Raw genomic sequence first — 23,983 nt, forward strand, 5'->3', positions numbered from 1 at the left:
TATCACTCTAGCCATAGTCTATGAAACTCTTTATTGCCTCCGATTTACACGGTTCCCTGTCGGCAACTCAAGCCATGCTGGCTCGTTTTGACGAGTCCAACGCTAACCACCTTATTCTATTGGGTGACCTTCTAAACCATGGCCCACGTAATGCCATCCCTGACGGCTACAATCCGGTGGCGACAGCTGAGGCATTAAATGCCTACAGTAGCAAAATCATTGCCGTACGCGGTAACTGTGACAGCGAAGTCGACCAAGCATTACTACAGTTTCCGATCACAGCCAGCTACGCTCACGTATTACTAGCACAAATGCGTTTATTCTTAACTCATGGCCATATTTACAACCCAGACAACCTGCCACCACTACAAAGTGGCGATGGTTTACTCTATGGTCATAGCCATATTCCAGTGGCTGAATATCGTGATGATGTTTTGCTGTTTAACCCTGGCTCAACCACGATTCCACGCAATAATGGCCGCGCTTCATACGGCATAATGACCACGACAGAGTGTCAGGTACGCGCATTAGACAACGACGAGCTATTACTAAGCTGTTCGATATGCCTTAAAAGATAGGACCGAGGAAAGAACTAAGACGAGGACGGGCTTCGCCCTGCGAGAGCGCGACCTTGTCGCTTCTAGAAAGGCTAAGACGGAAAGGGTTAGAAGATAGGTCCTAGGTTCTAGGACCTAGGAAAAGCAACAACCAAAAGATTCCAAGCACTATGAGTAGGCTTTAGCTTTTAAGCTGTTAGCTTTTCCTCGCAGGTGCGCAGCACCGTTCTAGCAGTGAGCCTGCGAACGTCCTAGATCCTAGGCCCTAGCTCCTATCTTTTAATAACAAAAAGCCCAGCATTTGCTGGGCTTTTTAGTGTTAGCGAGTGAACTCTGTAACCTTTAGGTTATTTGTTCGCTTTAGCTGCTTTAGCTTCTGCCTTAGCAACTTTCGCTGCATCTCGCTCGCGCTTACTGAACATACGCTCAACAATCACGAAGAAGATTGGGATAAAGAAGATCCCCATAAAGGTCGAGCTCATCATACCGCCTAGTACCGCAGTACCGATGGCGTTCTGGCTACCAGAACCTACACCGCTACTAATGGCTAGTGGTACAACACCTAGACCGAATGCTAGCGACGTCATCAGGATTGGACGTAAACGCACTCGAACTGCATGTAGTGTTGCTTCTACAAGTCCCGCGCCTTTCTCGTAGAACTCTTTAGCGAATTCCACAATCAAGATGGCGTTCTTTGTTGCTAGGCCCACTGTGGTCAGTAGACCTACCTGGAAGAATACGTCGTTAGGTAAACCACGACCATTCATCGCAATCAAGGCACCGATAATACCCAGAGGTACTACAAGTACTACCGCAAATGGAACCGACCAGCTCTCGTATAGTGCAGCTAGTACTAGGAATACCACCACAATCGACAAGGCATAAAGCATTGGCGCTTGGTTCCCCGATAAACGTTCTTCATAAGAAAGACCGTTCCACTCGATACCAAATCCTGGTGGAAGCTTCTTAGCCATAGCCTCGATATCATCCATTGCCGCACCTGTACTGTAACCTGGCGCTGTACCACCTTGGATGTTCATCGCTGGTAAACCACCGAAACGTTCTAGACGTGGCGAACCATATTGCCAACTGCCGCTAGCAAATGCCGAGAAAGGTACCATTTCGCCTTTGTCGTTACGCACGTACCAAGAGTCGAGATCTTCTGGCTGCATACGGTATTCGGCTTCACCTTGTACGTAAACCTTCTTCACACGACCACGGTCGATAAAGTCGTTAACGTAATTACCACCCCAAGCTGTACCTAGTACGCTGTTTACTGAGTCAATATCAACGCCTAATGCACGTAGCTTACCGTGATCGATATGGACTTGATAAAGCGGTGCATCTTCCTGACCGTTAGGACGTACGCCCACTAGGTTCGGATTCTGTGCAGCCATACCCAGCAACATATTACGTGCTTCAACTAGCTTTTCATGACCTTGGCCATTCTTGTCCTGCAAGTAGAAGTCGAAACCGTTAGCCGTACCTAACTCAATTACCGCTGGCGGTACAAAGGCGAATACAAAGGCTTCTTTCATCCCCATAAACATGCCCATGGCGCGGTTAGCAACTGACTGTACGTCTTGACCTGGTTCACTACGTTCAGACCAGTCTTTAAGACCAACGAACGCAATACCCATGTTTTGACCATTACCCGCGAAACTGAAGCCCGATACGCTAAATACAGATTTAACGTTTGCCGCTTCTTCAGTTAGGTAAAAATCGGTAACACGCTCAAGCACAGCTTTAGTTTCTTGCTGCGTCGAGTTCACTGGCAAAATAGCCTGAGTGAACAAGATGCCTTGGTCTTCATCTGGCAAGAATGCGGTAGGCATACGCATGAAGATCCAACCTACTGCAACCGTAATTGCGAGGTAAACCATCATAGTACGGCCAGTACGCTTAATCATTGCTGCAACACTGGCTTCATAGCGAGAAGTCAATGCATCAAACTTGCGATTGAACCAACCAAAGAAACCGGTTTTTGCATGGCTTTCGCCTTTGCCAATCGGCTTTAGCATGGTCGCACAAAGTGCTGGAGTTAGGATGATCGCCACCATAACCGATAGCGCCATTGCTGACACAATCGTAATCGAGAACTGACGATAAATAACACCGGTTGAACCTGACATAAATGCCATTGGAACGAATACAGCAGAAAGCGTTAGACCAATACCCACTAGCGCACCAGTGATTTGATCCATGGATTTCTTGGTTGCCTCGATGGGACTGAGACCTTCCTCCTGCATAACACGTTCAACGTTCTCTACTACAACAATCGCGTCATCTACCAGAAGACCAATTGCCAGTACCATAGCGAACATAGTTAGCGTGTTAATCGAGAAGCCTGCAGCGGCCAAAATAGCAAATGTACCCAGTAGTACTACTGGCACCGCAATCGTTGGGATTAGCGTTGCACGGAAGTTCTGCAAGAACAGGTACATGATCAAGAATACTAAAACAACAGCTTCAAGCAGCGTGTGCACAACGCCTTCAATTGATTTCTCAACGAATGGAGTTGTATCGTATGGATAAACCACTTCCATCCCATCAGGGAAGAATGGCTTCATCTCATTGATTTTTCCACGCACACCTTCAGCAGTTGCCAATGCGTTAGCACCGGTTGCTAACTGAATACCAATACCTGCCGCAGGCTTGCCGTTAAAGTACGACTCAACTGCATAGCTTTCAGCGCCTAGCTCAACACGCGCCACGTCTTCTAGAAATACTTTCGCACCCGAAGTGTCGGCTTTAATGATGATCTTTTTAAACTGCTCAGCGTTTTGTAGACGGCTTTGCGCCGATACCGTTGCGTTTAGTTCTTGGCCTGCAACCGATGGAGCACCACCTAACTGACCTGCTGACACCTGGGCATTCTGCTCTCGAATAGAAGAGATAATGTCTTGGCTTGTCAGGTTATATTGAGTCAGTTTTAATGGGTCTAACCATATACGCATCGCATATTGCGCACCGAATAGCTCGATAGTACCTACACCAGGAACACGGCTTAGCGGATCCTGAATGTTAGAGCCTACGTAATCGGCAATATCGTTTTTATCAAGTGAACCGTCTTGTGATACGAAAGCCGCTACCATCAAGAAACCAGCACTCGATTTACTTACGTTAACACCTTGCGCCTGAACTTCTTGCGGTAACAATGGCATTGCAAGCTGTAGCTTGTTCTGCACTTGTACCTGCGCGATATCAGGATCGGCCTCAGCATTAAACGTTAAGGTAATTTGCGCATTACCAAAGCTATCACTGGTCGATGTAATATAGCGAAGGTGGTCAATACCTGTCATTCGCTGCTCAATAACCTGAGTTACTGAGTCTTCCATCGTCTTAGCCGAAGCACCAGGATAAACAGCACTGATCACTACCGACGGCGGTGCAATGCTTGGATATTGCGATACTGGTAAGCCCACAATTGAGAGCACACCCGCCAGCATCACAATAATAGCGATCACCCATGCAAAAATTGGGCGATCGATAAAGAAACGTGCCATAACTCTGCCCTATTTCTGTTGTGTTTCTGGTTTCTTATCTGCGACCAAAGGACCCGCCTTTACTGGCGCGCCTGGACGAATTTTTTGTAGGCCTTCAACGATTAGCTGATCGCCAACCTTTAAGCCGTCAATAATACGCCATTGGTTATCAATCACTTCAGCAGTTGTCACAATACGTGCAGCCACTTTGCCATCTTCGATCACCATAGCGACCGCTTGGCCTTTAGTGTTACGAGTAATGGCTTTTTGCGGCACTAGAATCGCTTTAGGGTCGGTACCCGTATTAAGCACTGCACGCACATACATGCCAGGCATTAACGTGCCATCCGGGTTAGGGAATTCAGCACGAATAATTACAGAACCCGTGTTTTCATTAACCGTCACTTCAGCAAACTGCAGCACACCGGTATGATGGTATGGAGTACCATCTTCAAGGATTAGCTCAACGTTTGCATTTGCAGCCGCTTCAATTTGACCACGCTTAAGTTGAGACTTAAGACGCAACATCTGCGCGCTCGACTGGGCGATATCAATATTGATTGGATCTAACTGCTGAATTGTCGCTAATGTTTGGCTTTGATTAGCTGTAACAAGTGCACCAGCTGTCACATCAGACTTACCAATACGGCCAGAAATCGGTGCCGTTACCTTAGTGTATTCAAGGTTAATCGACGCTGTGTTAATCGCAGCTTTTGCTACAGTTACACGTGCCATCGCCTCTTTATAAGCCGCGTCAGCTTCATCAAAGTCTTGTTGACTAATAGAGTTCAGCTTAATTAGTTTTGCAAAACGTAACGCTTTAGCTTTAGCCGAAACCAATGCTGCTTCAGCGCTGGTAAGGTCCGCTTTTGCACTAACGAGTGCAGCTTCATATGTAGATGGTTCAATCTGATATAAAGACTGACCTTGTTCAACATCTCTACCTTCAATAAAGCCGCGGGTCATAATGATACCGCTTACCTGTGGACGAACTTCGGCCTCTAGATATGCCTTACTACGACCTGGTAGCTCAACCATAATCGATTGAGGCTTAGCTGTAACCGTTATAGCACCAACTTCCATAGGGCCACGTTGCTGTGGTCCTTGCTCAGGTTTTGGTTCACAGCCAGTTATCCATAACGCCACACTTAAAACAGAGGCAATTTTCACTATTTGCCGCATGAGAACTCCTAATAAAAGCCATCTACTCGGTAATCATTTTTTTGAAAGCAGAAAATGCCGTCAATCCCACCTTTGGAAGCATAAATTTTTGTCGAATATTTAACGCACCTTTATCTCACAATGTGTATTCGTCAACAAGGAAAACTCCTAGTTTAAATTGTAAGGTAATGAAAATTTCCGCATGAAATCAGTTATGTGTGTTTAATAATTGTTACCAAACAAGCAGCAATGTGTAGCATGTTAACCCTGAGTTCAAATAACAACCACTAAACAATTGATAATTAACATCAAACTAGCATGACGGATTAATTAGCAAGTTTTTTGTGCTATTTGCACTCAATGTAAGCAACACCTTCAAACTAGTCGTTAAATACGATTGTCGCCAACGCTACAAGCCAAGATCCGACTGATATCGGCTAAGCTTCTACCCGACTCCAGCTGCCAGTGATTAAATACACTCTGCACTTGCTGTAATCCAGCCTTAGAGCTAAAACCATAATCCACCAGACCGTGACTCTTAAGGTAACCTTGCACGTCATTAGTTAATAAAAAGGTATCCTTACCCATAGAGCGTAGAAAATAAGGCCCTGTATTACCACCGAGGCGCGTCCCTTTTCGCTTAAGCTCGGCCCAAAGCCCAGTAATATCGTTACTCGGCCAGTCAGCAATAAATTGGGCAAAACTGCCGTGCTGAGATGCGAGATCGTTAACCATGTGGGCATTGTCGTAAATCGCCATGGTCTTTTTCAGGTGCCTGATCAATTTAGTGTCACTGGCGCGTTCTTGCAGCTGCTCTGGCGACAACATCAATACTTTAAAGGGCTCAAATCCAAAGAAGGCTTTCTCATACTCAGGCCACTTCGCCTCAACAATTCGCCATACGAAACCACTCTGAAACACTTTCTTGCTGATCTCGGATAACAGTTGCGCATCGGTAAACTGAGTCAGCTCCTCATCCGCCAACCCTGTTGGCAATAGACTTTCTAACCCCTTGTCGCCGCCCTTTCTCTGCGATGCTCTGGCATAGATAGCAGCAAACTTTTCAACTTGAGCCATAGTTCTCTCTCGGTACTTATTTAAACAACAATTAAATTAAGCCATCACTTATATTCATTAACCATTTGAAGCTACATCTTTTTAATCGTAGAAGCCAACATAACCCTAAACAAACGCAGCCCTCTCTACATTGAGAGACCCGGTATTAGCGACTAGAGTTAATAGTAACCTTATATTTAATGAACCTACTTTGGCTATGGATCTGTATTACCACCCTCTGGCTCGCCAGTCTCAAAAAACACTGATTGCCCTCTATGAAAAACAGGCAAGCTTTAGCCCGCATATCATTGACTTAAGCAATGCTTTTAGCAGGCGTAGCTTTGGCCAGCTTACCAGCTCAAGCAAGCTTCCCCTGTTACAGAACCGCACTGGAGAGTCATTTAACGATGCCACGATTATTATCGAGTACCTGGATAGTTATATCAGCTCTGGCACTCAGCTTATTCCTATCGAAAAGCATCAAGCCTTGCATGTTAGGCTCTACGACAGATTAAGCGACAATCAATTAGATAGAGAGATTGATGCTTGGTTATTTGCCATTAATACCAGTCATAACCAGATCCACATCAAGCAGTTAGAAAGAGCCATGCTAAGCACTCTAGGAGCTTTTGATAAGCGACTAGCCAACAATCACTGGGTTTGCGGCGACAGCTTCACCCTCGCCGATTGTGCATTTATTCCCTGTCTGCAAGCACTTGAGAGCCGACTGCAATTATTAGACTACCAACACATTGGTCGCTACTGGATCCAGGCAAAACTCAGGGGCTCGGTCAGTCAGGTCATTGAAGAGGTAGAGCTCACCCTCGCCACCGTAGGCCAAAGTGAGCTGGTTGTGCATACTTAGCTTGCCGCTTTAAACTCTATCGGCTCGCTCGATGGAATAGGTAGGTTACACTCTTTCTTAAGCTGCAAGAAACTCTTCCACTTAATCACCTCCGGTGGCAATTGTGGTGCTGGCTCATTGAAACCGACTTCCGCTAGCATAGTAGCAATTGGCACTTGTTTACGCTTACAAACAAATACTCCTCGCACATGGGCGATACAGTGCAAGCCACGCTCGCTCACAAAACGTTGCTCAATATAAAAATACTTCTCATCCCAGCCCACCAGCTTAGTTTCTATCTCAAACTTGGCAAACGGCTTAATGTCGCGAATATAGGTAAATTCAGCCGCATTAACGATAGGCATCCAACCGAGCTTAAGAAAGCGCTTTAAAAAGCCCATCTCGGCCATCATGTAGGTTCGAGCGAGATCCATAAAGGCGGGGTAGCGAGAATTGGTCAGATGAAAGTTAACATCGCAGTCGCTAGGCAGCGCGCGATAGTCCAGTCGGCTGGTATCTAAAAAGTCGATTTTCTTACAATGGCGGCTACGCCAAATAAATAACCAAAACAGCCTGAAATACAGATTCATTTACAACATCCTTGAATAACGAATCACAAAGGCTAACAAAGGTCATACCAGATAACAAGCTTGAGGCCGAACAACAAAAAAGGCGCTTAATGCGCCTTTTTAGGGATAGATATATCGACGACTTAGCCGTTAATGCCGCTATGTCTTAGCAAAGCATCAGTTTGTGGCTCACGGCCACGGAAACGTTTAAACAGTTCCATAGGCTCCTCGCTGCCACCCATTTCGAGGATGTTCTCAAGGAAGCTTTGACCCGTTGCGGCATTAAAAATCCCTTGCTCTTCAAACAGTGAGAAAGCATCTGCAGAAAGCACCTCCGCCCACTTATAGCTGTAGTAACCCGCCGCGTAACCACCTGCGAAGATATGCGCAAAACTATGCTGGAATCGGTTGAAGTCTGCAGCCTTAATCACAGCGACTAGCTCACGTACTTCATCCAACTTTTGCTGGATCTCGGCGCCCTTAGCTGGATCAAACTCTAGGTGCATTTTGAAATCAAATAGCGAAAACTCAAGCTGGCGCAACATCATCATGCCAGACTGGAAATTCTTCGCCGCGAGCATCTTGTCTAGCAGCGCTTTAGGTAAAGGCTCGCCTGTTTCATAGTGGCCAGAGATCTCGGCTAACGCTTCTTCTTCATAACACCAGTTTTCCATAAACTGGCTCGGTAGCTCTACCGCATCCCAAGGTACACCGCTAATGCCAGACACGCCGCCAACATCGATTTTAGTCAGCATATGGTGAATGCCATGGCCAAATTCATGGAATAATGTGGTCACTTCATCATGGGTAAACAATGCAGGCTTACCTGCCACTGGCGCGTTGAAGTTACACGTTAAGTAAGCCACAGGATCTTGCATCCCCTCTAGCGTCTTACGACGGGCACGGCAATCGTCCATCCATGCACCACCACGTTTACCTTCACGAGCATATAGATCCAGATAGAAGCTGCCGCGATGCTCACCGTTACTATCGGTAATATCAAAGAAGCGCACATCTTTATGGTAGGTATCAAACTCTTTACGTTCTTCAACCTTGAGGCCAAATAGGCGCGATACTGTGTAGAATAGACCCGATAACACTTTGTCTTCAGGGAAGTATGGACGCAGGATCTCTTGCGAGATCTCATATCTATGGTGTTTCAATTTTTCAGCGTAGAAAGACAGATCCCAAGGCTCAAGTTCTGTCACGCCACACTCTTTTTCAGCAAATTCTGTAAGTTCTGCCAGCTCGGCTTCGCCTTGCGACTTAGAACGTGCAGCTAGCTCAGTTAAGAAGTCCAGCACCTGCGCTGGAGACTCTGCCATTTTGGTCGCTAACGACTTATCAGCAAAGCTTGTGAAACCCAATAAGTTAGCCAGCTCATGACGCAATGCCAAAATCTCGTCCATCAAGGGACCGTTATCGAACTCGCCAGCATTAGGGCCTTGATCCGATGCACGAGTGATAAATGCACGGTAGCACTCTTCACGCAGCACACGGTTTTCGCTATACATCATCACCGGTAGGTAAGATGGAATGTCTAAGGTGAATAACCAAGCATCTAACTCTTTAGCTTCGGCCATCGCTTTAGCGGCAGCAACCGCAGACTCTGGCAAACCTGCAAGCTCAGCCTCATCGGTGATTACCTTGCTCCAGGCTTGAGTCGCATCTAATAGTTGATTAGAGAAGTTGCTGGTGAGTTCAGACAAACGCTTAACTAACTCGCCATAGCGTAGCTTGTCACCATCGCTCAAGCCGATCCCCGAAAGCTCAAAATCTCGTAGGCTATTCTCAATCAGTTTCTTCTGCGCTTGAGAATAAGTAGCAAACTCGGCTGATCCGGCAAGCGACTTATAAGCCTCATACAGCCCCTGATGCTGACCAACAAAGGTGCCGTACTCAGACAGTAAAGGTAAACAGGCATCATGAGCCTTGCGCCACTCTTCGCTGCTCACAACCGAATTCATATGCGAGATTGGTGACCACAACTTACCGAGTTGGTCGTCCACTTCCTCAAGCGGCGCAACAAGATTATCCCAAGTGAACTCACCTTGATGCTTAAGCACCTCTTCGATCTTCTGGCGACAATTGGCGATACCTTGCTCAACAGCGGGCTGAATATGTTCAGGCTTGATACTTGAAAAAGGGGGAAGCTTGTTGCTGTTTAACAAAGGATTGCTCATCGATGATTCCTTAACATTCTATGTTGATAAGTAAAGAGATAAGGGCTCTTGCCACAATATTCAATCTATAGAGCATAATTGTTTATAAAGTTAATGCGTCCTAACAGTAAAAATCTACCATCACTGCGATCTTAATCAAACTTTTTCAGAGCAAACTTTATACAGAATTGGTATTGCAAACCATGTCGCAAATACGATCTATTATCATTTACATTCATATATATAGTTCTAGTATGCGAGGTGTTAATTCTTTCGCCAATATTTCGAGTTTTATCATGAGAAAAGTCAGCCAATGCACAGCCTTAGCGGCACTATTAATGAGTTCCGCAACCTTTGCCGACGACGCGGCAAATATAGATGATTCCCACAACACTAGAGTCATCCAACAACTTCCGGCAGATGAGAGCAACCAAATCCAGGGGCTTATCGATTTGGGCTGGGATTCAGAGTACATATCTGAAGGCCGTAATAACCTAGACAAAGGTGGCATCTATTGGGCTACTGCTGCGATACAGAAAGATAATCTGACGGTTTATGCCACGGTGGGGCGTGGTGACAGTCAGCATTATACCGAATGGAATTTTGGTCTAGAGTATGGCTTGGATTTAACCGAAAACCTAAGCGCTAGCGTGGGTTATCAACGCTTAGAGTTTTATGGTGACGAGCGCGCCTATGACAACGAGCTATTTAGCACGCTCGAATACACAGCGGTAGACTGGCTAGTGCCATCAGTTAGCTACACTTACTCTACTGAAGCGGCGGGCTATTTCGTCGAAGTCAGCCTACACAGTAACTGGGAACTGGCTCAAGGTCTCACTGTCAGCCCCTATGTTACTCAAGGCTTTGATTTTAATTATGTCACCGAAGAGCATGATGGCGCCAATCACTTTCAATTTGGGGTAGAAGCCGAGTACCTACTGCCTAATAATTTTGTTGTTTCTGGCCATATCAGCCACACCATAGCGCAAGAAGATATCAAGCTTGAAGCGCGCAATGATGGCGTGACTGGCAGCCTAGATGAAACCTTTGCAGGCCTTCACCTAAGCTGGAATTTCTAATTGGCGTGTAGCCACTAGCCAAGCTTGCTCGTTAACTTATGCTTGTTAGCTATACTGATAGTTAAACACTGACAGCTAACCACTTTCGCTCCTGTTAAATCTCGCTTATTGCATCAGGAGCGAATGCTACAATACCAATCCATATCAGATTACATGGACTGTAATCTTGCTTAAGGGGAACAGGGAATGTTACTTCTACCTCGCCTATTATTAGGCACACTCATTATTTTTTATAGCCAAATTGGCTTAGCTAGTGAAGCCGATAGTCCACCACTCGCGCTAGGCAGTGTGCTTAACGATAAGGGACAGCCCATTCATGTTCCCAGCAAAACTCAGAGCCATTTTAATTATTCAGCGCCCGCAACTACCGCCTCACCGCTATCTCCCCAAACCAAGTCCCCCCAAACAAAGCCATCCCATAAAAATCAGGCTAAAAAGCCTAAACCTAAAAGTCGTAAACAACGACTCGCCAGTCGCAGCAGCGTGGCCAACGATCCAGGGTGTCGCTGGCTTAACAACCGTATGAATAACCTAGATAAGTATCTGAGTGCCGGTGTAAACTCACGCAATAGACACTATCAACAGGAACTCGATATCCGCCAGAAAGAGTGGCAGTGTATGAAATGCGGTGCCGAAGGGCCTGAGCAAAGCGATCACGCATCTTGTCAGTACAAGCGCTAATCAGCCCAGCCATCACCCACTATTAGATTCCACTCGTCATAAGTAGGGCTTGAAGCTGTCACTAAGCGTCCCCATTTAATCAGCTAACAACAGGCTTATTAACCGCGTGATTAATGTCCTCTAGCTCATAAGCTGTGGGGCTAGCTGGATCACAAAATTACCTCTACAATGGCTTGTTCTTGAACTGGCTAAAGCCAAATCGTTATTTCGTCATTGATTACTCGTCTTTTACGATAATCGACGTCTTAACCATAATTATCGCAATAGAGGCAACCTTACTTTCGGCCTTTATTGCACAGTTCGCAACCTTATTGGAGATACACATGGCTCAACATTTTGATTATATCTGTCTTGGCGCAGGTAGCGGCGGCATTGCATCGGCTAACAGAGCAGCCATGCGCGGCGCCAAGGTCTTGCTTATCGAAGCAAAAGAGCTAGGCGGCACTTGTGTCAACGTAGGTTGTGTACCGAAAAAAGTCATGTGGTACGGCGCTCAAGTTGCCGAAGCCATGCACCTGTACGCTAAAGACTATGGCTTTGACGTAACCGTTAATAAGTTCGACTGGAGCACATTAGTGGCTAGCCGCGAAGCTTATATCGACCGTATTCACGGCTCATATGACCGTGGCCTAGAAAGCAACGGCGTAACGCTAGTACGTGGCTACGGCCGTTTTGTCGACAGCCGCACAATTGAAGTTAATGGCGAACACTACACTGCCGACAACATCTTAATTGCCACTGGTGGCGCTGCAACGATTCCAAACATTCCAGGTGCTGAGCACGGTATTGATTCAGACGGATTCTTTGCCTTAAACGAACAGCCAAAGCGCGTTGCCGTAGTTGGCGCAGGTTATATCGCCGTTGAAGTCGCAGGCGTATTACAAGCTTTAGGCAGCGACACCCACCTATTTGTACGTAAGCATGCACCACTGCGTAACTTCGACCCAATGTTAAGCGAAGCGCTTATCGAGTCGATGGCTACCGATGGCCCAACGCTGCATACCCACAGCACACCGGAGTCGGTCACTAAAAATGACGATGGCAGCTTAACGCTTAAGATTGAAAATGGTGAAAGCTATGATGTTGATTGCCTTATCTGGGCTATCGGTCGTCTGCCATCGACGGGTAATATCGGTCTTGAAAACACCAAAGTTGAAGTCGATGCCAAAGGCTATGTAATCACCGACGAGCAGCAAAACACTACAGATGCTGGCATCTACTGTGTTGGCGATATCATGGCTGGCGGCGTAGAGCTAACACCTGTTGCCGTTAAAGCGGGCCGCCTGCTGTCAGAGCGCTTATTCAACGGTATGACAGATGCTAAAATGGATTACAGCGTTATTCCTACCGTAGTATTTAGCCACCCAGCTATTGGTACTATGGGCCTTACCCAGCCAGAAGCTATCGCGCAGTACGGCGAAGAAAACGTAACAGTTTACACCTCAGGTTTCACTTCGATGTACACCGCAGTCACTGCACACCGCCAAGCTTGTAAAATGAAGCTAGTCTGTGCCGGTGATGACCAAAAAGTAGTGGGCATTCACGGTATCGGTTACGGTATGGATGAGATTTTACAAGGCTTTGGCGTGGCGATGAAGATGGGCGCAACTAAGGCAGATTTTGATGCCGTGGTGGCCATTCACCCAACGGGCGCAGAAGAGTTTGTTACCATGCGTTAATCTTATGATTAATATAAAAAAAGCCGCTTATCAGCGGCTTTTTTGTATCTAGCGTTTGTCGCTTAATGCCTGAAAATCCATGTTCAAGCATTAATCGGCAATATTACTATTAGCTAGGGGTATTCAAGCGTGCCTGAATAGCCAGCTTAACTTCTTCCTGAGCTAATAATGCCTCTTCCTCTTCCTTGCTACGCATTAGTGCATCGAAGGCTACACGCGCTTCTTGTGCAAGTTCTGACGCTGCAAGCTTGGCCTCTTTAGCCTTCATTGAGTCATCAGTTAACTGGCGTAACTGCTCGATGATCTCATCAGGCGCATCGCCCAAATCAATACTCGATTCGCCGCGTGACAGTGCTTCTTTACGTAACTGCTTCTTAAGCATCCAGATAGCATCGTTAGCTTCACGCTCAAGCTCAGCAGCTTCAATCGCGTTATCACGTAGCCCTTCAAAACGAGCTAATGCCTGACCTTCTTTACTCCAAGGGTCAACATCAGGAAGATCTGAAATATTAATCACAGGATCGACGTAATCATCTTGATGCGCTAAGTCTAACGTCGCCGCCTTAACACCCGAAATCATTAGCATTACCGCAATAATCAATAATGGTAAACCACCCACAATTGCCGCTGTTTGCAATGTTGCTAAGCCGCCCATAAACATCAGTGCCGAAGGCATAAATGATAAAGTGAAAGCCCAGAACAAACGGTTCCAACGCATTGGGTCTTCGGTCACGTTAGTTTGTACAACCGATGCCAAGATATAAGAGATGGAGTCAAACGTTGTTGCGGTGAAAATCACACATAACAAGGTAAATACAGCAATAACCAAAGTACTAAACGGCAGGGTCTCTAAAATGGCGAAGATTGCGCGAGTCGCGCCCTCAGCATTAAGAATGCTCACCACATCAAGTTCGCCAGACAACTGCAGTGATAAACCGTAGTTACCCAAGATGATGAAGTACATTGAACAGCCTAGCGAACCGAAGAACACTGCACCCGATACCATCTGCTTAATTGTTCTACCGCGAGAAATACGTGCTACGAATAGACCCATACTTGGCGCAAATACTAACCACCACGCCCAGTAGAAAATAGTCCAATCTTGTGGGAAATGCGTATCTTCAAAGGTACCCATGCCGCCGAATGGCTCAGCCCAGGTCGCCATAACAAAGAAGTTAGACAACATACGACCAATTGAATCTAAGCCGGTTTCCAACATGAAGATTGTTGGGCCACAAACCAATACAAACAGCAGTAAACCTAACGCACCCCAGAAGTTAATGTTACTTAAAATCTTAATGCCTTTGTCCATACCCATATAAGATGAGTAAGCAAAGATAGCGGTACACACCATTAGTACAGCAATTTGGCTACCAGTCGATGCTGGAATACCAAACAGGTAACTAATACCTTCGTTAATCAGTGGTGCAGCCAAACCTAAGGTTGTTGCCGCGCCGCCTAAAAGACCGAAGATAAACAGTACATCAATGACTTTGCCTAGCTTACCGAAGCTATTGGCTTCGCCAATAACAGGCATAAGCGCAGCAGATACTTTAAGTACTGGCTGCTTACGTACATAAAAGAAGTAAGCAATTGGGATGGCTGGGATCATATAGATACACCAAGCGATTGGTCCCCAGTGGAACAAACCGTAAGTTGCTGCCCAACGCACCGCTTCTTCACTGCCAGCTTCTAGCTGAAATGGTGGGTTTTGGTAGTAATAAGCCCACTCAATGGTACCCCAGTAAAGAATACTGGCACCGATACCACCACAAAATAGCATAGCCGCCCAAGACGCCAGTGCGAATTCAGGCTTTTCATCAGGATCGCCCAGTTTGATTTGGCCGATATCTGAAAACACGATATAGATCATGAAGAAAAAAGCAGCCAATCCCAGACCTAAATAGGCAAAGCCTAATTTGTCTGTCATAAACGTTTTAGCTACCGCAATCCACTCAGCCCCTTCCTCTGGAAAGATCAGCAAAGGGATCACAACAGCACAAAGCAGCATTATTGCGCCGAAAAATGTCGGCTTATCGATAAGCTCGAAGTGTTTTTTCATTTTTTATTGTCCGTAACAACCTAAAAACAAATTTAATTAAGTGCACGCCACAGACTGCTCCCCGTGCTGAAAGGGCCAGACGGGTTTTCTACTAAAAGAAAGAGTATGAATAATGTGTGTGAACGGTTTTTTTTGTGAGTCTTATAACACTCGAAAGTTATCCAGATTACGATTAATATGGACTAAGGATAAAATAATGTTAATCAGCCTAACTGTCGACAAACTTATCTCTCGAATCAATCAAAATTGTGACCAAGTTCTCATATGGTTTTACCCGCCAAAAATTAGGCGTTCAGAAAACAACCAAAACACAACCAACCCCTTTATAGACAGGCTTTATGCACACGCATGAAATGGTTATAACGCCTCACGTTTTTAGGTTAAAAGTATATAAATGAGGCTTTCGGGCAAAATCGAGCCTAAACATGCATAATTCACTTTATTAGGTTGTTCCAGCACATTAAATCAACACGACAGTTCTCTCTAACAAACAAGCTGTAACGTGGATTTTTCTGTGCGATTCTGCTGATTGAAACTGGTGGGAGAGAGTGATTGATATAAAGGGAAGTTGTAAAAGTACCTGTAGAGGAGTGTGGCAGGAGCGGCTAGAACAGTGTCAAAGTAGCAGGCACGATATCATCGTGCCATACAAAACAAGAATCGCTTAACGCTAACAGCGTCAGCAAGCAATTATCGCCTCTTATACACCACACAGAAATTACCGCGCTTAGTACGGCACTTTGAACATCTTTCACAATCCACTTCTGCAGTACTCCCCTCAGACCAACGCTTAAGCAGGTGTGGCTCGGCAAGTAAAGGTCTTGAAAGAGCAAAGAACTGAATATTGGTACTCGCTGCAATCTCTTCAATGGCGCAAATATCCGCTAGGCCGCCAACGGTAATAATGGGGACGTTTACCTCCTGGCTAATCACTGCGCCATATTCACGGAAGTAACCTTCACTTTGTATGGTATAACCATCGAATGATTCACCTACCACGGCATTAGCATTACCGTGAATGTTACCGGATATAATAATTGCATCGACGCCAATCGCAGCAAGCTTTTTACAGATAGTGCGGGTTTCAGCAAAAGTTAAGCCGCCGTCAAAGAATTCAGAGGCGGTCAGCTTGACTAAAATCGGATATTCTTCACCAACCGATTTGCGGATCTCAGCGTAGATCTCCAACAAGAAGCGCATACGGTTCTCAAGACTTCCGCCGTATTCATCTTCACGCTGGTTATAGTAAGGGCTCAAGAACTGATTGATTAGGTAAGTGTGCGCCGCATGGATCTCAACACCATCGAAGCCAGACTCTTGTGCGCGGCGACTCGCCTGTGCAAACGCGTTAACTATGTAATCGATCTCAGGCTTAGTCATCGCCTTACCCATGGTTTGGGTACCGCGCTCAGCAATAGCGCTCGGGGCAAAGATCACTCGCTCACCCACATTGTAAGTGGTCTTAGTGCCACCATAAGCCAACTGCATAACAATCTTCGAGTCGTAACCATGTACCAGCTCAGTTAGCTTTTGGTATTCGGCAATGAACGAGTCGTCATACATGCCCATCATGCCAGCATTAGGCTTTTCTTCAGCCACAATGTTGGCGTAGCCCGTGACGATTAATCCCACCTCACCTTTAGCCAGCTCTTCATACACCGAGTACAGCTTGTCGGTCATATGGCCAGTTTCAGTTGCCATATTTTCCCACGTCGCACTTCTTACAAAGCGGTTTTTCAGTGTCATGTTGCCAATATGGCTGGGTGAAAACAAAATGCTCACGTGCAATCCTCTTAAATCATATTCAATGCTAGCTAGCGACGTTGCCAAACAGTAAAAACACAACAGCCACGCATAAGGCATGGCTGTTGTGTTTTTACTGTTCTCTCTCAATCAATGTATCTTGATCAATATAAGAGCGCAGCAGGCGCAGGATCCTACGCGCAAAATATAAGAAATTCCTTAAGCTAGGTTCAGCTTTTAGAAATTAATCTTGCATATGATTACCCAGAGCATCCATCTATACCCAAATGACCTCAAGATGCTCGTTTCAGAGCTCTATAGTTTAATATGTTCGAAACACTCAGCCATGGAGATTGCTACTTGTTAGCAAAGAAATCCGTCGCTTCTATCAACGCTGTTCTGATCCCGGGCTCGCTAACCGCGTGCCCTGCATCTGGGATCACTAAAAACTTTGCCTCTGGGAACGCTTTATGTAGATCCCAAGCCGCTTCAAAAGGTGTGATCACATCATAACGCCCTTGTACGATAACCGTAGGAATGTGACGAATGACATCGATATTCTCGAGTAGATAATTATCGCTTGGAAAGAAGGCACGGTTTTCAAAGTAGTGGCACTCAACACGAGCAAATGCTTCGGCAAATTCATCTGAACTAAAGTGCTCTTCACGAGCCGGATCGGGTAACACAGATAACATGCTGCCTTCCCATTTTCCCCACACTCGCGCAGCAGCGATTCTTAACGCTTTGTCGTCACTGGTAAGGCGCTTGTAATACGCATGAATCACATCATCACGCTCATCTTCAGGGATAAAACCTATGTATTGCTCAAATAAGTCAGGGAACAGTGTGTGCCCCCATTGATAGAACCATAGAATCTCTTTACGGCGCAGCAGGAATATCCCACGCAATACCAACTCATCAACAACTTGTGGATGATTAATCGCATAAGCCAGCGCTAGTGTGCTGCCCCACGAGCCACCAAAGACTTGCCATGTATCAATACCTAAGTGAGTTCTAATCTGCTCCATATCGCTGAGCAGCCCCCAGGTTGTATTATCTTCGAGGCAGCCTTTTGGGGTACTTTTACCGCAACCTCTTTGATCAAAAATAACAATACGATACAAGGCAGGGTCGAATAAACGTCGACACTGAGGATCGGTACCAGCCCCCGGCCCACCGTGCAGATACACCACAGGCTTGCCATTTGGATTACCCGACTGCTCAACATAGATTTCGTGAACATCAGATACTTTTAGCATTTCCTTGTGAAAAGGCTCTATTGGGGGATAAAGCTCGGCGATCTCATTGTTATTCATATACAGATCCTAATATTGTTATCTTGATACGCTGTGTAGCAGCAAATATTGATTACACCAAAGCGCTGCGGGCCGCATAGCGAGGCTAAGAAAGGTGGCTTTTACGAGGCATTATGGCATACGGCATCCAGCCGAAATCATGAAACCTTTTCAGCTCAAAGCTGACAAATAAAGTGAAATCACGGGGATAATATTAGGGGGAAGAGTAAGCGTTATAGCTTGCAATAAAATCAAAACACTTTCAGTTAAAGCGGCGGTTATTTATCAGCAGCGTCATCATTTAGTTTTTGATTGACCCATTTTTCAAGCAAACTTTCTTTGCCAAGAAAGAACTGAACCGTGCTAATAAGAAAGATAACCTTCACAACTAACATCAGAATTTCAAAAATTAAATACATACACTTCCTAATCACGCTCAATCACGGAGAGTCTATCCGCTCTATGCAACATGCTTAATATATAGACAACCAAAACCTAATGCGGTACAAAACCATCTTTCTTAATAGACTGTAACCACAGGGAACTCTTCGCAGAATTTGAGTCAAGGTAGTGTTTGACCACCTCTTGAGGAATTGAAATATATTTAGCGCTCGGTTTCTTGTTTGTCGCTTCATCTCGATACTGTAAATGCACATTAGTCACGCCAAGCAAACTAAGTGAGGGGATGCTGTATTGCCAATATAGAATGTCTAAATTGTTTTTCTGAGCATACAAATCACCGATTAGAACAATCAGGTTACTGACACCAATCATTTGATAAAACTGACACTCAGCTTCAATATAGCTTTCACGTAAAACAAAAATACCATCCTTTAAAAGCTGACTTTGTCGTGACCAGTCACAACTGCTAATAAACTTATTCACCTCGACCTTCAAAGCTTGTGAGTAATGTACATTTTTCTTAAGCGATAGCGCTCCACCATGCAAACCAATAATATCTGTGTTATCAATCTCTTTTCGCGGCGCAGCTGTAAATACATAATTAGCACACGATGACATACAGTAATCATCGACTTCGACAGTTATCAACTTTTCATATACAAACAGCCCCAACTCCATGCCGACATCAATCTCACCAACATAACAAAGACATCCAAGATTATTTTCAGTACTTCTAGGTAGAATCTGTCAGCTTTAATCACAAGTCAAATAGCCACTCTTTTGGACCATCCCTCAGCCTAAGCGCTGCAATCAGGAGCTAAACATGACTAACGACTCATTACCACGCCAACCTAATGAAAATCACACAGCAGAAACACCAAACATCTGTTTGGTAATTTGAGAAGTTGGGTAAGTTAAAAAAGACTAACTACAATCTAACCAGCGGTGACAATTGGCTGCACCTTGTCGCCTTTTACGTTCAAGGTGTTCACAATAACTCGTCAGTTCTTGCGTATTACCCACAGGGCCTTTGAAGATTTTAGTGAACTCAGCGGTCATTTTAAGCCAGTTTTCAGCCGGAATATTCAAACGATGCAACAGCTTCTGAGAAGAGAGACTAATAGCTCCTCTTTTATCATGGCGCTGAATACGACCGGTATCATCAATCAGTTGAAGGTAATCTTTAGCATTAAACATCAGCCCTTTAGGCATATCTTGATGTTCATTTCCCACAAAATGCAATAACGCTTTGGGTTGCTTTCCATTAACCGCTGCTTTTATACGTAATTGAATACTCGTGAAATCTGAGGTTTCTGGTGAAACTGCCATCTTTGCTCGAATAGGGTTCAAGTCGACATATGCCATACAAGCCAAGACTGCAGTCTCATCGAGCAGTGCTTGGGACTTAAACCTCCCCTCCCAAAAGCGACCTTTACACTTATCTTCTGCATTAGCCTTTCGGGCTATGGGTTCGTTCAATGCTCGCATGAACCACGAGATATCCATCAACCTTATACGATACTCTTTAACCCGTTTATTGATAATGGCTTGCTGATAAGATTCAAGTGACTCACCTTTGATAAAAGCCAGATTAAGGCTGTCACCTTTGAACAGTTGTTGCCATTGCGTGACAACCTCGATATCTGACCAAGACTTGGCTAATTCTGCATCAACCCGTAATACAAGATGCAGGTGATTGCTCATCACCGCAAACGCACAGATATCAATGGCAAACACCTTTGCAAGCTGCAACAATCGCAGCTCAACCCAGTCACGTCTATGCTCATAGGATTGACCAGTGTGCTTATCAACCCCACACAAAAAAGCCTTTCTAACACAACGTGATATACAATGATAAAACGGCGTATCCTCTAGGCTCACTAACGCTTTTCTAGGTGTTGGCATAACAAACTCCTCTCTTCAGCCTTAACCAAAGCCTAGTAGAAGAAACCAGTAAGCACAATTTTGGGTGTCTTAGTTATTATTTCCTTGTGAAAAGGCTCTATTGGGGGATAAAGCTCGGCGATCTCATTGTTATTCATATACAGATCCTAATATTGTTATCTTGATACGCTGTGTAGCAGCAAATATTGATTACACCAAAGCGCTGCGGGCCGCTTAGCGAGGCAAGAAAGGTGGCTTTGACGAGGCATTATTGCATAGGCTAATCCAGCAAAATCATGAAACCTTTTCAGCTCACAGCTGGCAAATAAAGTGAAGTCGCGGGGATAATATTAGGGGAAGAGTAAGCGCTTTAGCCTGTAATCAACGAAAGCCAACGCCACCGGTGATCCATGTTAGTTATGGCTACCTCTTACTGGTCAAAAAGATAATCGCAAAAAGGGCCGTCATCAGAATGGCAGACTGTAGCAGATGAATACCAGCAATTCCTGTCAAACCTGCGACCCAAATCCCGATTAGCGCACTGACGCTATAGCCGACAAATAGAAACTTGTTTCTCATAGCACTCCCGAGAGCAAACCAACAATTAAAAACTTTAAATCAACACCATGAATCAAGAGCGCAAATCAAAACAGTTTTAGTTAAAGCCATGGTTATTAATCAGCATCGCCATCATTGGGTTTTCGATTGACCCATTTTTCAAGCAAACTTTCTTTGCCAAGAAAAAACTGAACCGTGCTAATCAAAAAGATAGCCTTCACAACTAACATCAGTATTTCAAAAATTAAATACATACACTTCCTAATCACGCTCAATCACTAAGACTCAAAACGCACTATGCAAGATGCTTAATATATAGACACTACTAACAACATGCATTAGAGCATGAATCCATTTCAAGCCTGTCACGAAAGTCTGCAAGATAAGCAGCCAAATGCATGACATAAAAGCCAGAAAGGCGGTGATGCGGCAGGAGTTAAGCGAGGTTTACAAAACGCTACCGCTTCATTGATTGCCATAGCATGGATAGCTTTTCGCTTTGCAAAGTCACTTCACAGTAAAAAACAGTCGACACGTTGCAAGTGGAACAGATTGATTTTGAATCATAAAAAGCTATTATTGCCGCTTATCAACCCCTACAAACGATTAAACTAATTCGCCTTGCTTTGCAGGCATATATAACTTCTTTAGAGATAAGCCCTATGTACACTCGGTTGTTGCCTTGTATTTTCATCTCACTACTTTCAAGAACATAACAGAGACATCCAAGATTATTTTCCTTGATAAGAACCGCTATATATTTCTAGCCATTTTTTTAAATAAAAAATAAACAACTTCACAAAAAAAATACAGTACTGATGCTGCTATCATTAACAGTGAAATATCAGTAAGTAGATTATGAAGGTGGCAAACTAGAAAAAATGAAAATAAAGCGATAGATAGCATCAAGTGTTTACTAACTTTAACTTTCGACATAATAAAAATTGAGAATACACAAATTAACGTAACGAAAAAAAACTGTGCTGCTAAATCAAATGAGCTTCCTACATGCCTCAATGAGTAAAGTAGAGAAACGATACCAATTCCCCTAATCACCCATACCGGGATCTCGGTGTTATTGGCAAAACCATCAATCTTTCTAGTAAATTTAAACTTTATCATTAAAGACCTCTACAATATAAAATTAAAGCCATCGCTAAATGAACGATGGCTTAGGTTTAATCTAAACCTTTTTCCCCAAATAACTTATTAGCAGCCAACCACAAACTAGCAGCTCCAGCCCCGGCTAAAGCACCGCTTCCAAAGGCTTTCGCTACGCCAACAACCAAGGGCGGTATAAAAAAACCACCGCCATTAACTTTACTTAGTTCATCTATGCTTAGCTCACGGGTTAAGCTCGACGCGCCATGATTACTATCCATATTATTTATCACCTTGTTCTCCTGCTGCGATAGTTATACCTGCACCAGTTGCAGCCCCAGCACCATAAGCAATTTGAGTAGCAGAAAAGCTTCTATATACAAAAGCTGCACCTCTAATTACTCCTACTCCCACCCAGTAAAGAGCAGCTACACCACCATTAACTTCTTGGATTTCTTTCTGTGTTAACTCTTGCATAATATCTTCCTTAATTTAAACTGTTTAACGTTATGTTTGCCTAAGTGCTTAGCGACTCGATGAGAGTTTCCAAGCCTTAAGCGACTGACCAAGGGCGCGGTTTCCCGCTAAAGTTGCCGCGTCCTTGCTTTTAACCGATACAGTATTTCGCTACTTTTGAACTAGATACCCCATCGTTTAAAATTCTTTTCCCCTTTAGATGTGCTATTGCGCACCTTGCGCTAATTGCTGCATTTCTTCGGGCGTATACACCTTCCCCAGGTGCATCACGACGATTCGCTGTGCTTACTTTATGGTTTCTGGCCTATGCGCAATGATGACTCGGGTCATATTAAGCTGTTTAATTTGCTCGCTAATTTTTGCTTCATTGTCGATATCCAGATGGCTAGTCGCTTCATCCATAAACAGCAAACTCGGTTGCTGATACAAAGCTCTAGCTAGTAATAGCCGCTGCACTTGCCCACCGGAGAACTGACTGCCTAAGCACAATTCTGGGTGTCTTAGTTATTCGTCATATCCTCAAGCATCGAGTGTTTTAGGCTAAGCGTTGCAAACATATCTTTTAGCCTCCGGTTTTCTTCTTCAAGTTCTTTGAGGCGCTTTACATCTGATGCTTCCATACCACCATACTTTGAGCGCCACTTGTAAAAGCTGCTCTGACCTATGCCATGTTTACGGCACACTTCAGGAACGGGCACACCCGACTCGGCTTCTTTGATCATGCTGACAATTTGAGATTCCGTGAACTTACTTTTTCTCATCGTAAATTTTCCTATTTTAGTTAATGGAAAATTCTACTTATGAACTGTTTCATTTTATGGGGGAGTTACATTGTGGTAAGGTGAAAAATGCACAATTAGCAATGGGTGGCCAATGAGTGTGTTTTTAGTTATTTACATTCTTGATAATCTTACAAGACTATCTAGTAACATTATAATCGAGTTATGCGTAACATGTATAATTAACACCCCAAAAAAAGCTTTCGTATAATTTATTGAACGCCAAGATATAAACAATAACAAACTAATAAGAAACATAGGAAATATAGCTAAAGGGGATGCCCAGTGATTAAAGTAATGAGCAACTAAAACTAAAATAAGAATGGATGGTAATGCAATCAAAAGTGGGAAAAAAAGTTCTAATAAAAACACCCCTCCAATTAAGATTACTGTTTCAATTACTGGGATA

The 23,983-nt window shown here is 44.5% G+C and carries 20 protein-coding genes and 1 pseudogene; 5 read left to right on the forward strand and 16 right to left on the reverse strand.

Annotated elements, in window-relative coordinates; translation table 11 throughout:
- Positions 1-20: 20 nt before the first annotated feature.
- Entirely contained in the window at positions 21-578 is a 558-nt protein-coding gene (gene yfcE, locus K5Q73_RS18175) for a phosphodiesterase (protein WP_220765491.1), read from the forward strand.
- 326 nt (positions 579-904) lie between these two features.
- Here the strand turns inward: yfcE and K5Q73_RS18180 are convergent, their stop codons facing one another.
- From K5Q73_RS18180 to K5Q73_RS18190, 3 genes are all read right to left on the reverse strand, one after another.
- Positions 905-4,063 (reverse strand): efflux RND transporter permease subunit, encoded by a 3,159-nt coding sequence (locus tag K5Q73_RS18180; protein WP_220765492.1) that lies wholly within the window; start codon positions 4,061-4,063, stop codon positions 905-907.
- A gap of 9 nt (positions 4,064-4,072) precedes the next feature.
- Positions 4,073-5,224 carry an efflux RND transporter periplasmic adaptor subunit gene (locus K5Q73_RS18185; RefSeq protein WP_220765493.1) on the reverse strand — a complete coding sequence of 384 codons (1,152 nt, stop codon included), beginning with the start codon at positions 5,222-5,224 and terminating at the stop codon, positions 4,073-4,075.
- A gap of 366 nt (positions 5,225-5,590) precedes the next feature.
- Positions 5,591-6,280 carry a DNA-3-methyladenine glycosylase I gene (locus K5Q73_RS18190; RefSeq protein ID WP_220765494.1) on the reverse strand — a complete coding sequence of 230 codons (690 nt, stop codon included), beginning with the start codon at positions 6,278-6,280 and terminating at the stop codon, positions 5,591-5,593.
- A 196-nt stretch (positions 6,281-6,476) separates the two neighbouring features.
- Between K5Q73_RS18190 and K5Q73_RS18195 the strand changes: the two genes are divergently transcribed.
- The gene (locus tag K5Q73_RS18195; RefSeq protein WP_220765507.1) at positions 6,477-7,124 is read left to right on the forward strand and encodes a glutathione S-transferase family protein; all 648 of its coding nucleotides are present in this window, start codon (positions 6,477-6,479) and stop codon (positions 7,122-7,124) included.
- On the opposite strand, the gene K5Q73_RS18200 is transcribed toward K5Q73_RS18195, so the two are convergent.
- A complete protein-coding gene (locus K5Q73_RS18200; RefSeq protein ID WP_220765495.1) occupies positions 7,121-7,693 on the reverse strand; it encodes a thioesterase family protein in 573 nt (190 codons plus the stop codon). The two genes, K5Q73_RS18195 and K5Q73_RS18200, sit on opposite strands and share 4 nt — an antisense overlap.
- A gap of 122 nt (positions 7,694-7,815) precedes the next feature.
- Positions 7,816-9,855, reverse strand: a complete 2,040-nt coding sequence (gene prlC, locus K5Q73_RS18205) for an oligopeptidase A (RefSeq protein WP_220765496.1) — start codon at positions 9,853-9,855, stop codon at positions 7,816-7,818.
- Between the two features lie 275 nt (positions 9,856-10,130).
- On the opposite strand from prlC, the gene K5Q73_RS18210 reads away from it, so the two are divergent.
- From K5Q73_RS18210 to gorA, 3 genes are all read left to right on the forward strand, one after another.
- Positions 10,131-10,913 (forward strand): hypothetical protein, encoded by a 783-nt coding sequence (locus tag K5Q73_RS18210; RefSeq protein ID WP_220765497.1) that lies wholly within the window; start codon positions 10,131-10,133, stop codon positions 10,911-10,913.
- Between the two features lie 186 nt (positions 10,914-11,099).
- The gene (locus K5Q73_RS18215) at positions 11,100-11,594 is read left to right on the forward strand and encodes a hypothetical protein (RefSeq protein ID WP_220765498.1); all 495 of its coding nucleotides are present in this window, start codon (positions 11,100-11,102) and stop codon (positions 11,592-11,594) included.
- A gap of 323 nt (positions 11,595-11,917) precedes the next feature.
- Positions 11,918-13,273, forward strand: coding sequence for a glutathione-disulfide reductase (gene gorA, locus K5Q73_RS18220; protein WP_220765499.1), 1,356 nt, complete (start codon positions 11,918-11,920; stop codon positions 13,271-13,273).
- Between the two features lie 109 nt (positions 13,274-13,382).
- Here gorA and K5Q73_RS18225 read toward each other — a convergent pair whose 3' ends face one another.
- The 11 genes and pseudogenes from K5Q73_RS18225 to K5Q73_RS18275 all read right to left on the reverse strand — a co-directional run.
- Positions 13,383-15,335, reverse strand: coding sequence for a BCCT family transporter (locus K5Q73_RS18225; protein WP_220765500.1), 1,953 nt, complete (start codon positions 15,333-15,335; stop codon positions 13,383-13,385).
- A gap of 690 nt (positions 15,336-16,025) precedes the next feature.
- Positions 16,026-17,117 carry an NADH:flavin oxidoreductase gene (locus tag K5Q73_RS18230; protein WP_220765501.1) on the reverse strand — a complete coding sequence of 364 codons (1,092 nt, stop codon included), beginning with the start codon at positions 17,115-17,117 and terminating at the stop codon, positions 16,026-16,028.
- Between the two features lie 317 nt (positions 17,118-17,434).
- A complete protein-coding gene (pip, locus tag K5Q73_RS18235) occupies positions 17,435-18,394 on the reverse strand; it encodes a prolyl aminopeptidase (protein ID WP_259650842.1) in 960 nt (319 codons plus the stop codon).
- A gap of 474 nt (positions 18,395-18,868) precedes the next feature.
- Positions 18,869-19,453, reverse strand: a complete 585-nt coding sequence (locus tag K5Q73_RS18240) for a hypothetical protein (protein WP_220765502.1) — start codon at positions 19,451-19,453, stop codon at positions 18,869-18,871.
- Positions 19,454-19,699: 246 nt separating this feature from the next.
- Positions 19,700-20,680: a transposase gene (locus tag K5Q73_RS18245; protein WP_220765503.1), complete on the reverse strand. Its 981-nt coding sequence runs from the start codon at positions 20,678-20,680 to the stop codon at positions 19,700-19,702.
- Between the two features lie 402 nt (positions 20,681-21,082).
- Positions 21,083-21,238 carry a hypothetical protein gene (locus K5Q73_RS18250; RefSeq protein ID WP_220765504.1) on the reverse strand — a complete coding sequence of 52 codons (156 nt, stop codon included), beginning with the start codon at positions 21,236-21,238 and terminating at the stop codon, positions 21,083-21,085.
- A gap of 1,157 nt (positions 21,239-22,395) precedes the next feature.
- A complete protein-coding gene (locus K5Q73_RS18255) occupies positions 22,396-22,599 on the reverse strand; it encodes a hypothetical protein (protein WP_220762416.1) in 204 nt (67 codons plus the stop codon).
- Between the two features lies 1 nt (position 22,600).
- Positions 22,601-22,795 (reverse strand): hypothetical protein, encoded by a 195-nt coding sequence (locus tag K5Q73_RS18260; protein ID WP_220762413.1) that lies wholly within the window; start codon positions 22,793-22,795, stop codon positions 22,601-22,603.
- A 204-nt stretch (positions 22,796-22,999) separates the two neighbouring features.
- Positions 23,000-23,278, reverse strand: a pseudogene (locus K5Q73_RS18265) (ATP-binding cassette domain-containing protein); the annotation flags it as partial.
- A 17-nt stretch (positions 23,279-23,295) separates the two neighbouring features.
- The gene (locus K5Q73_RS18270; RefSeq protein ID WP_220762411.1) at positions 23,296-23,556 is read right to left on the reverse strand and encodes a transposase; all 261 of its coding nucleotides are present in this window, start codon (positions 23,554-23,556) and stop codon (positions 23,296-23,298) included.
- A gap of 132 nt (positions 23,557-23,688) precedes the next feature.
- A partial coding sequence (locus tag K5Q73_RS18275; protein ID WP_220766160.1) for a hypothetical protein occupies positions 23,689-23,983 on the reverse strand: 295 nt, incomplete at its 5' end.

Source organism: Shewanella sp. MBTL60-112-B2, from assembly GCF_019655055.1.
GTDB lineage: Bacteria > Pseudomonadota > Gammaproteobacteria > Enterobacterales > Shewanellaceae > Shewanella.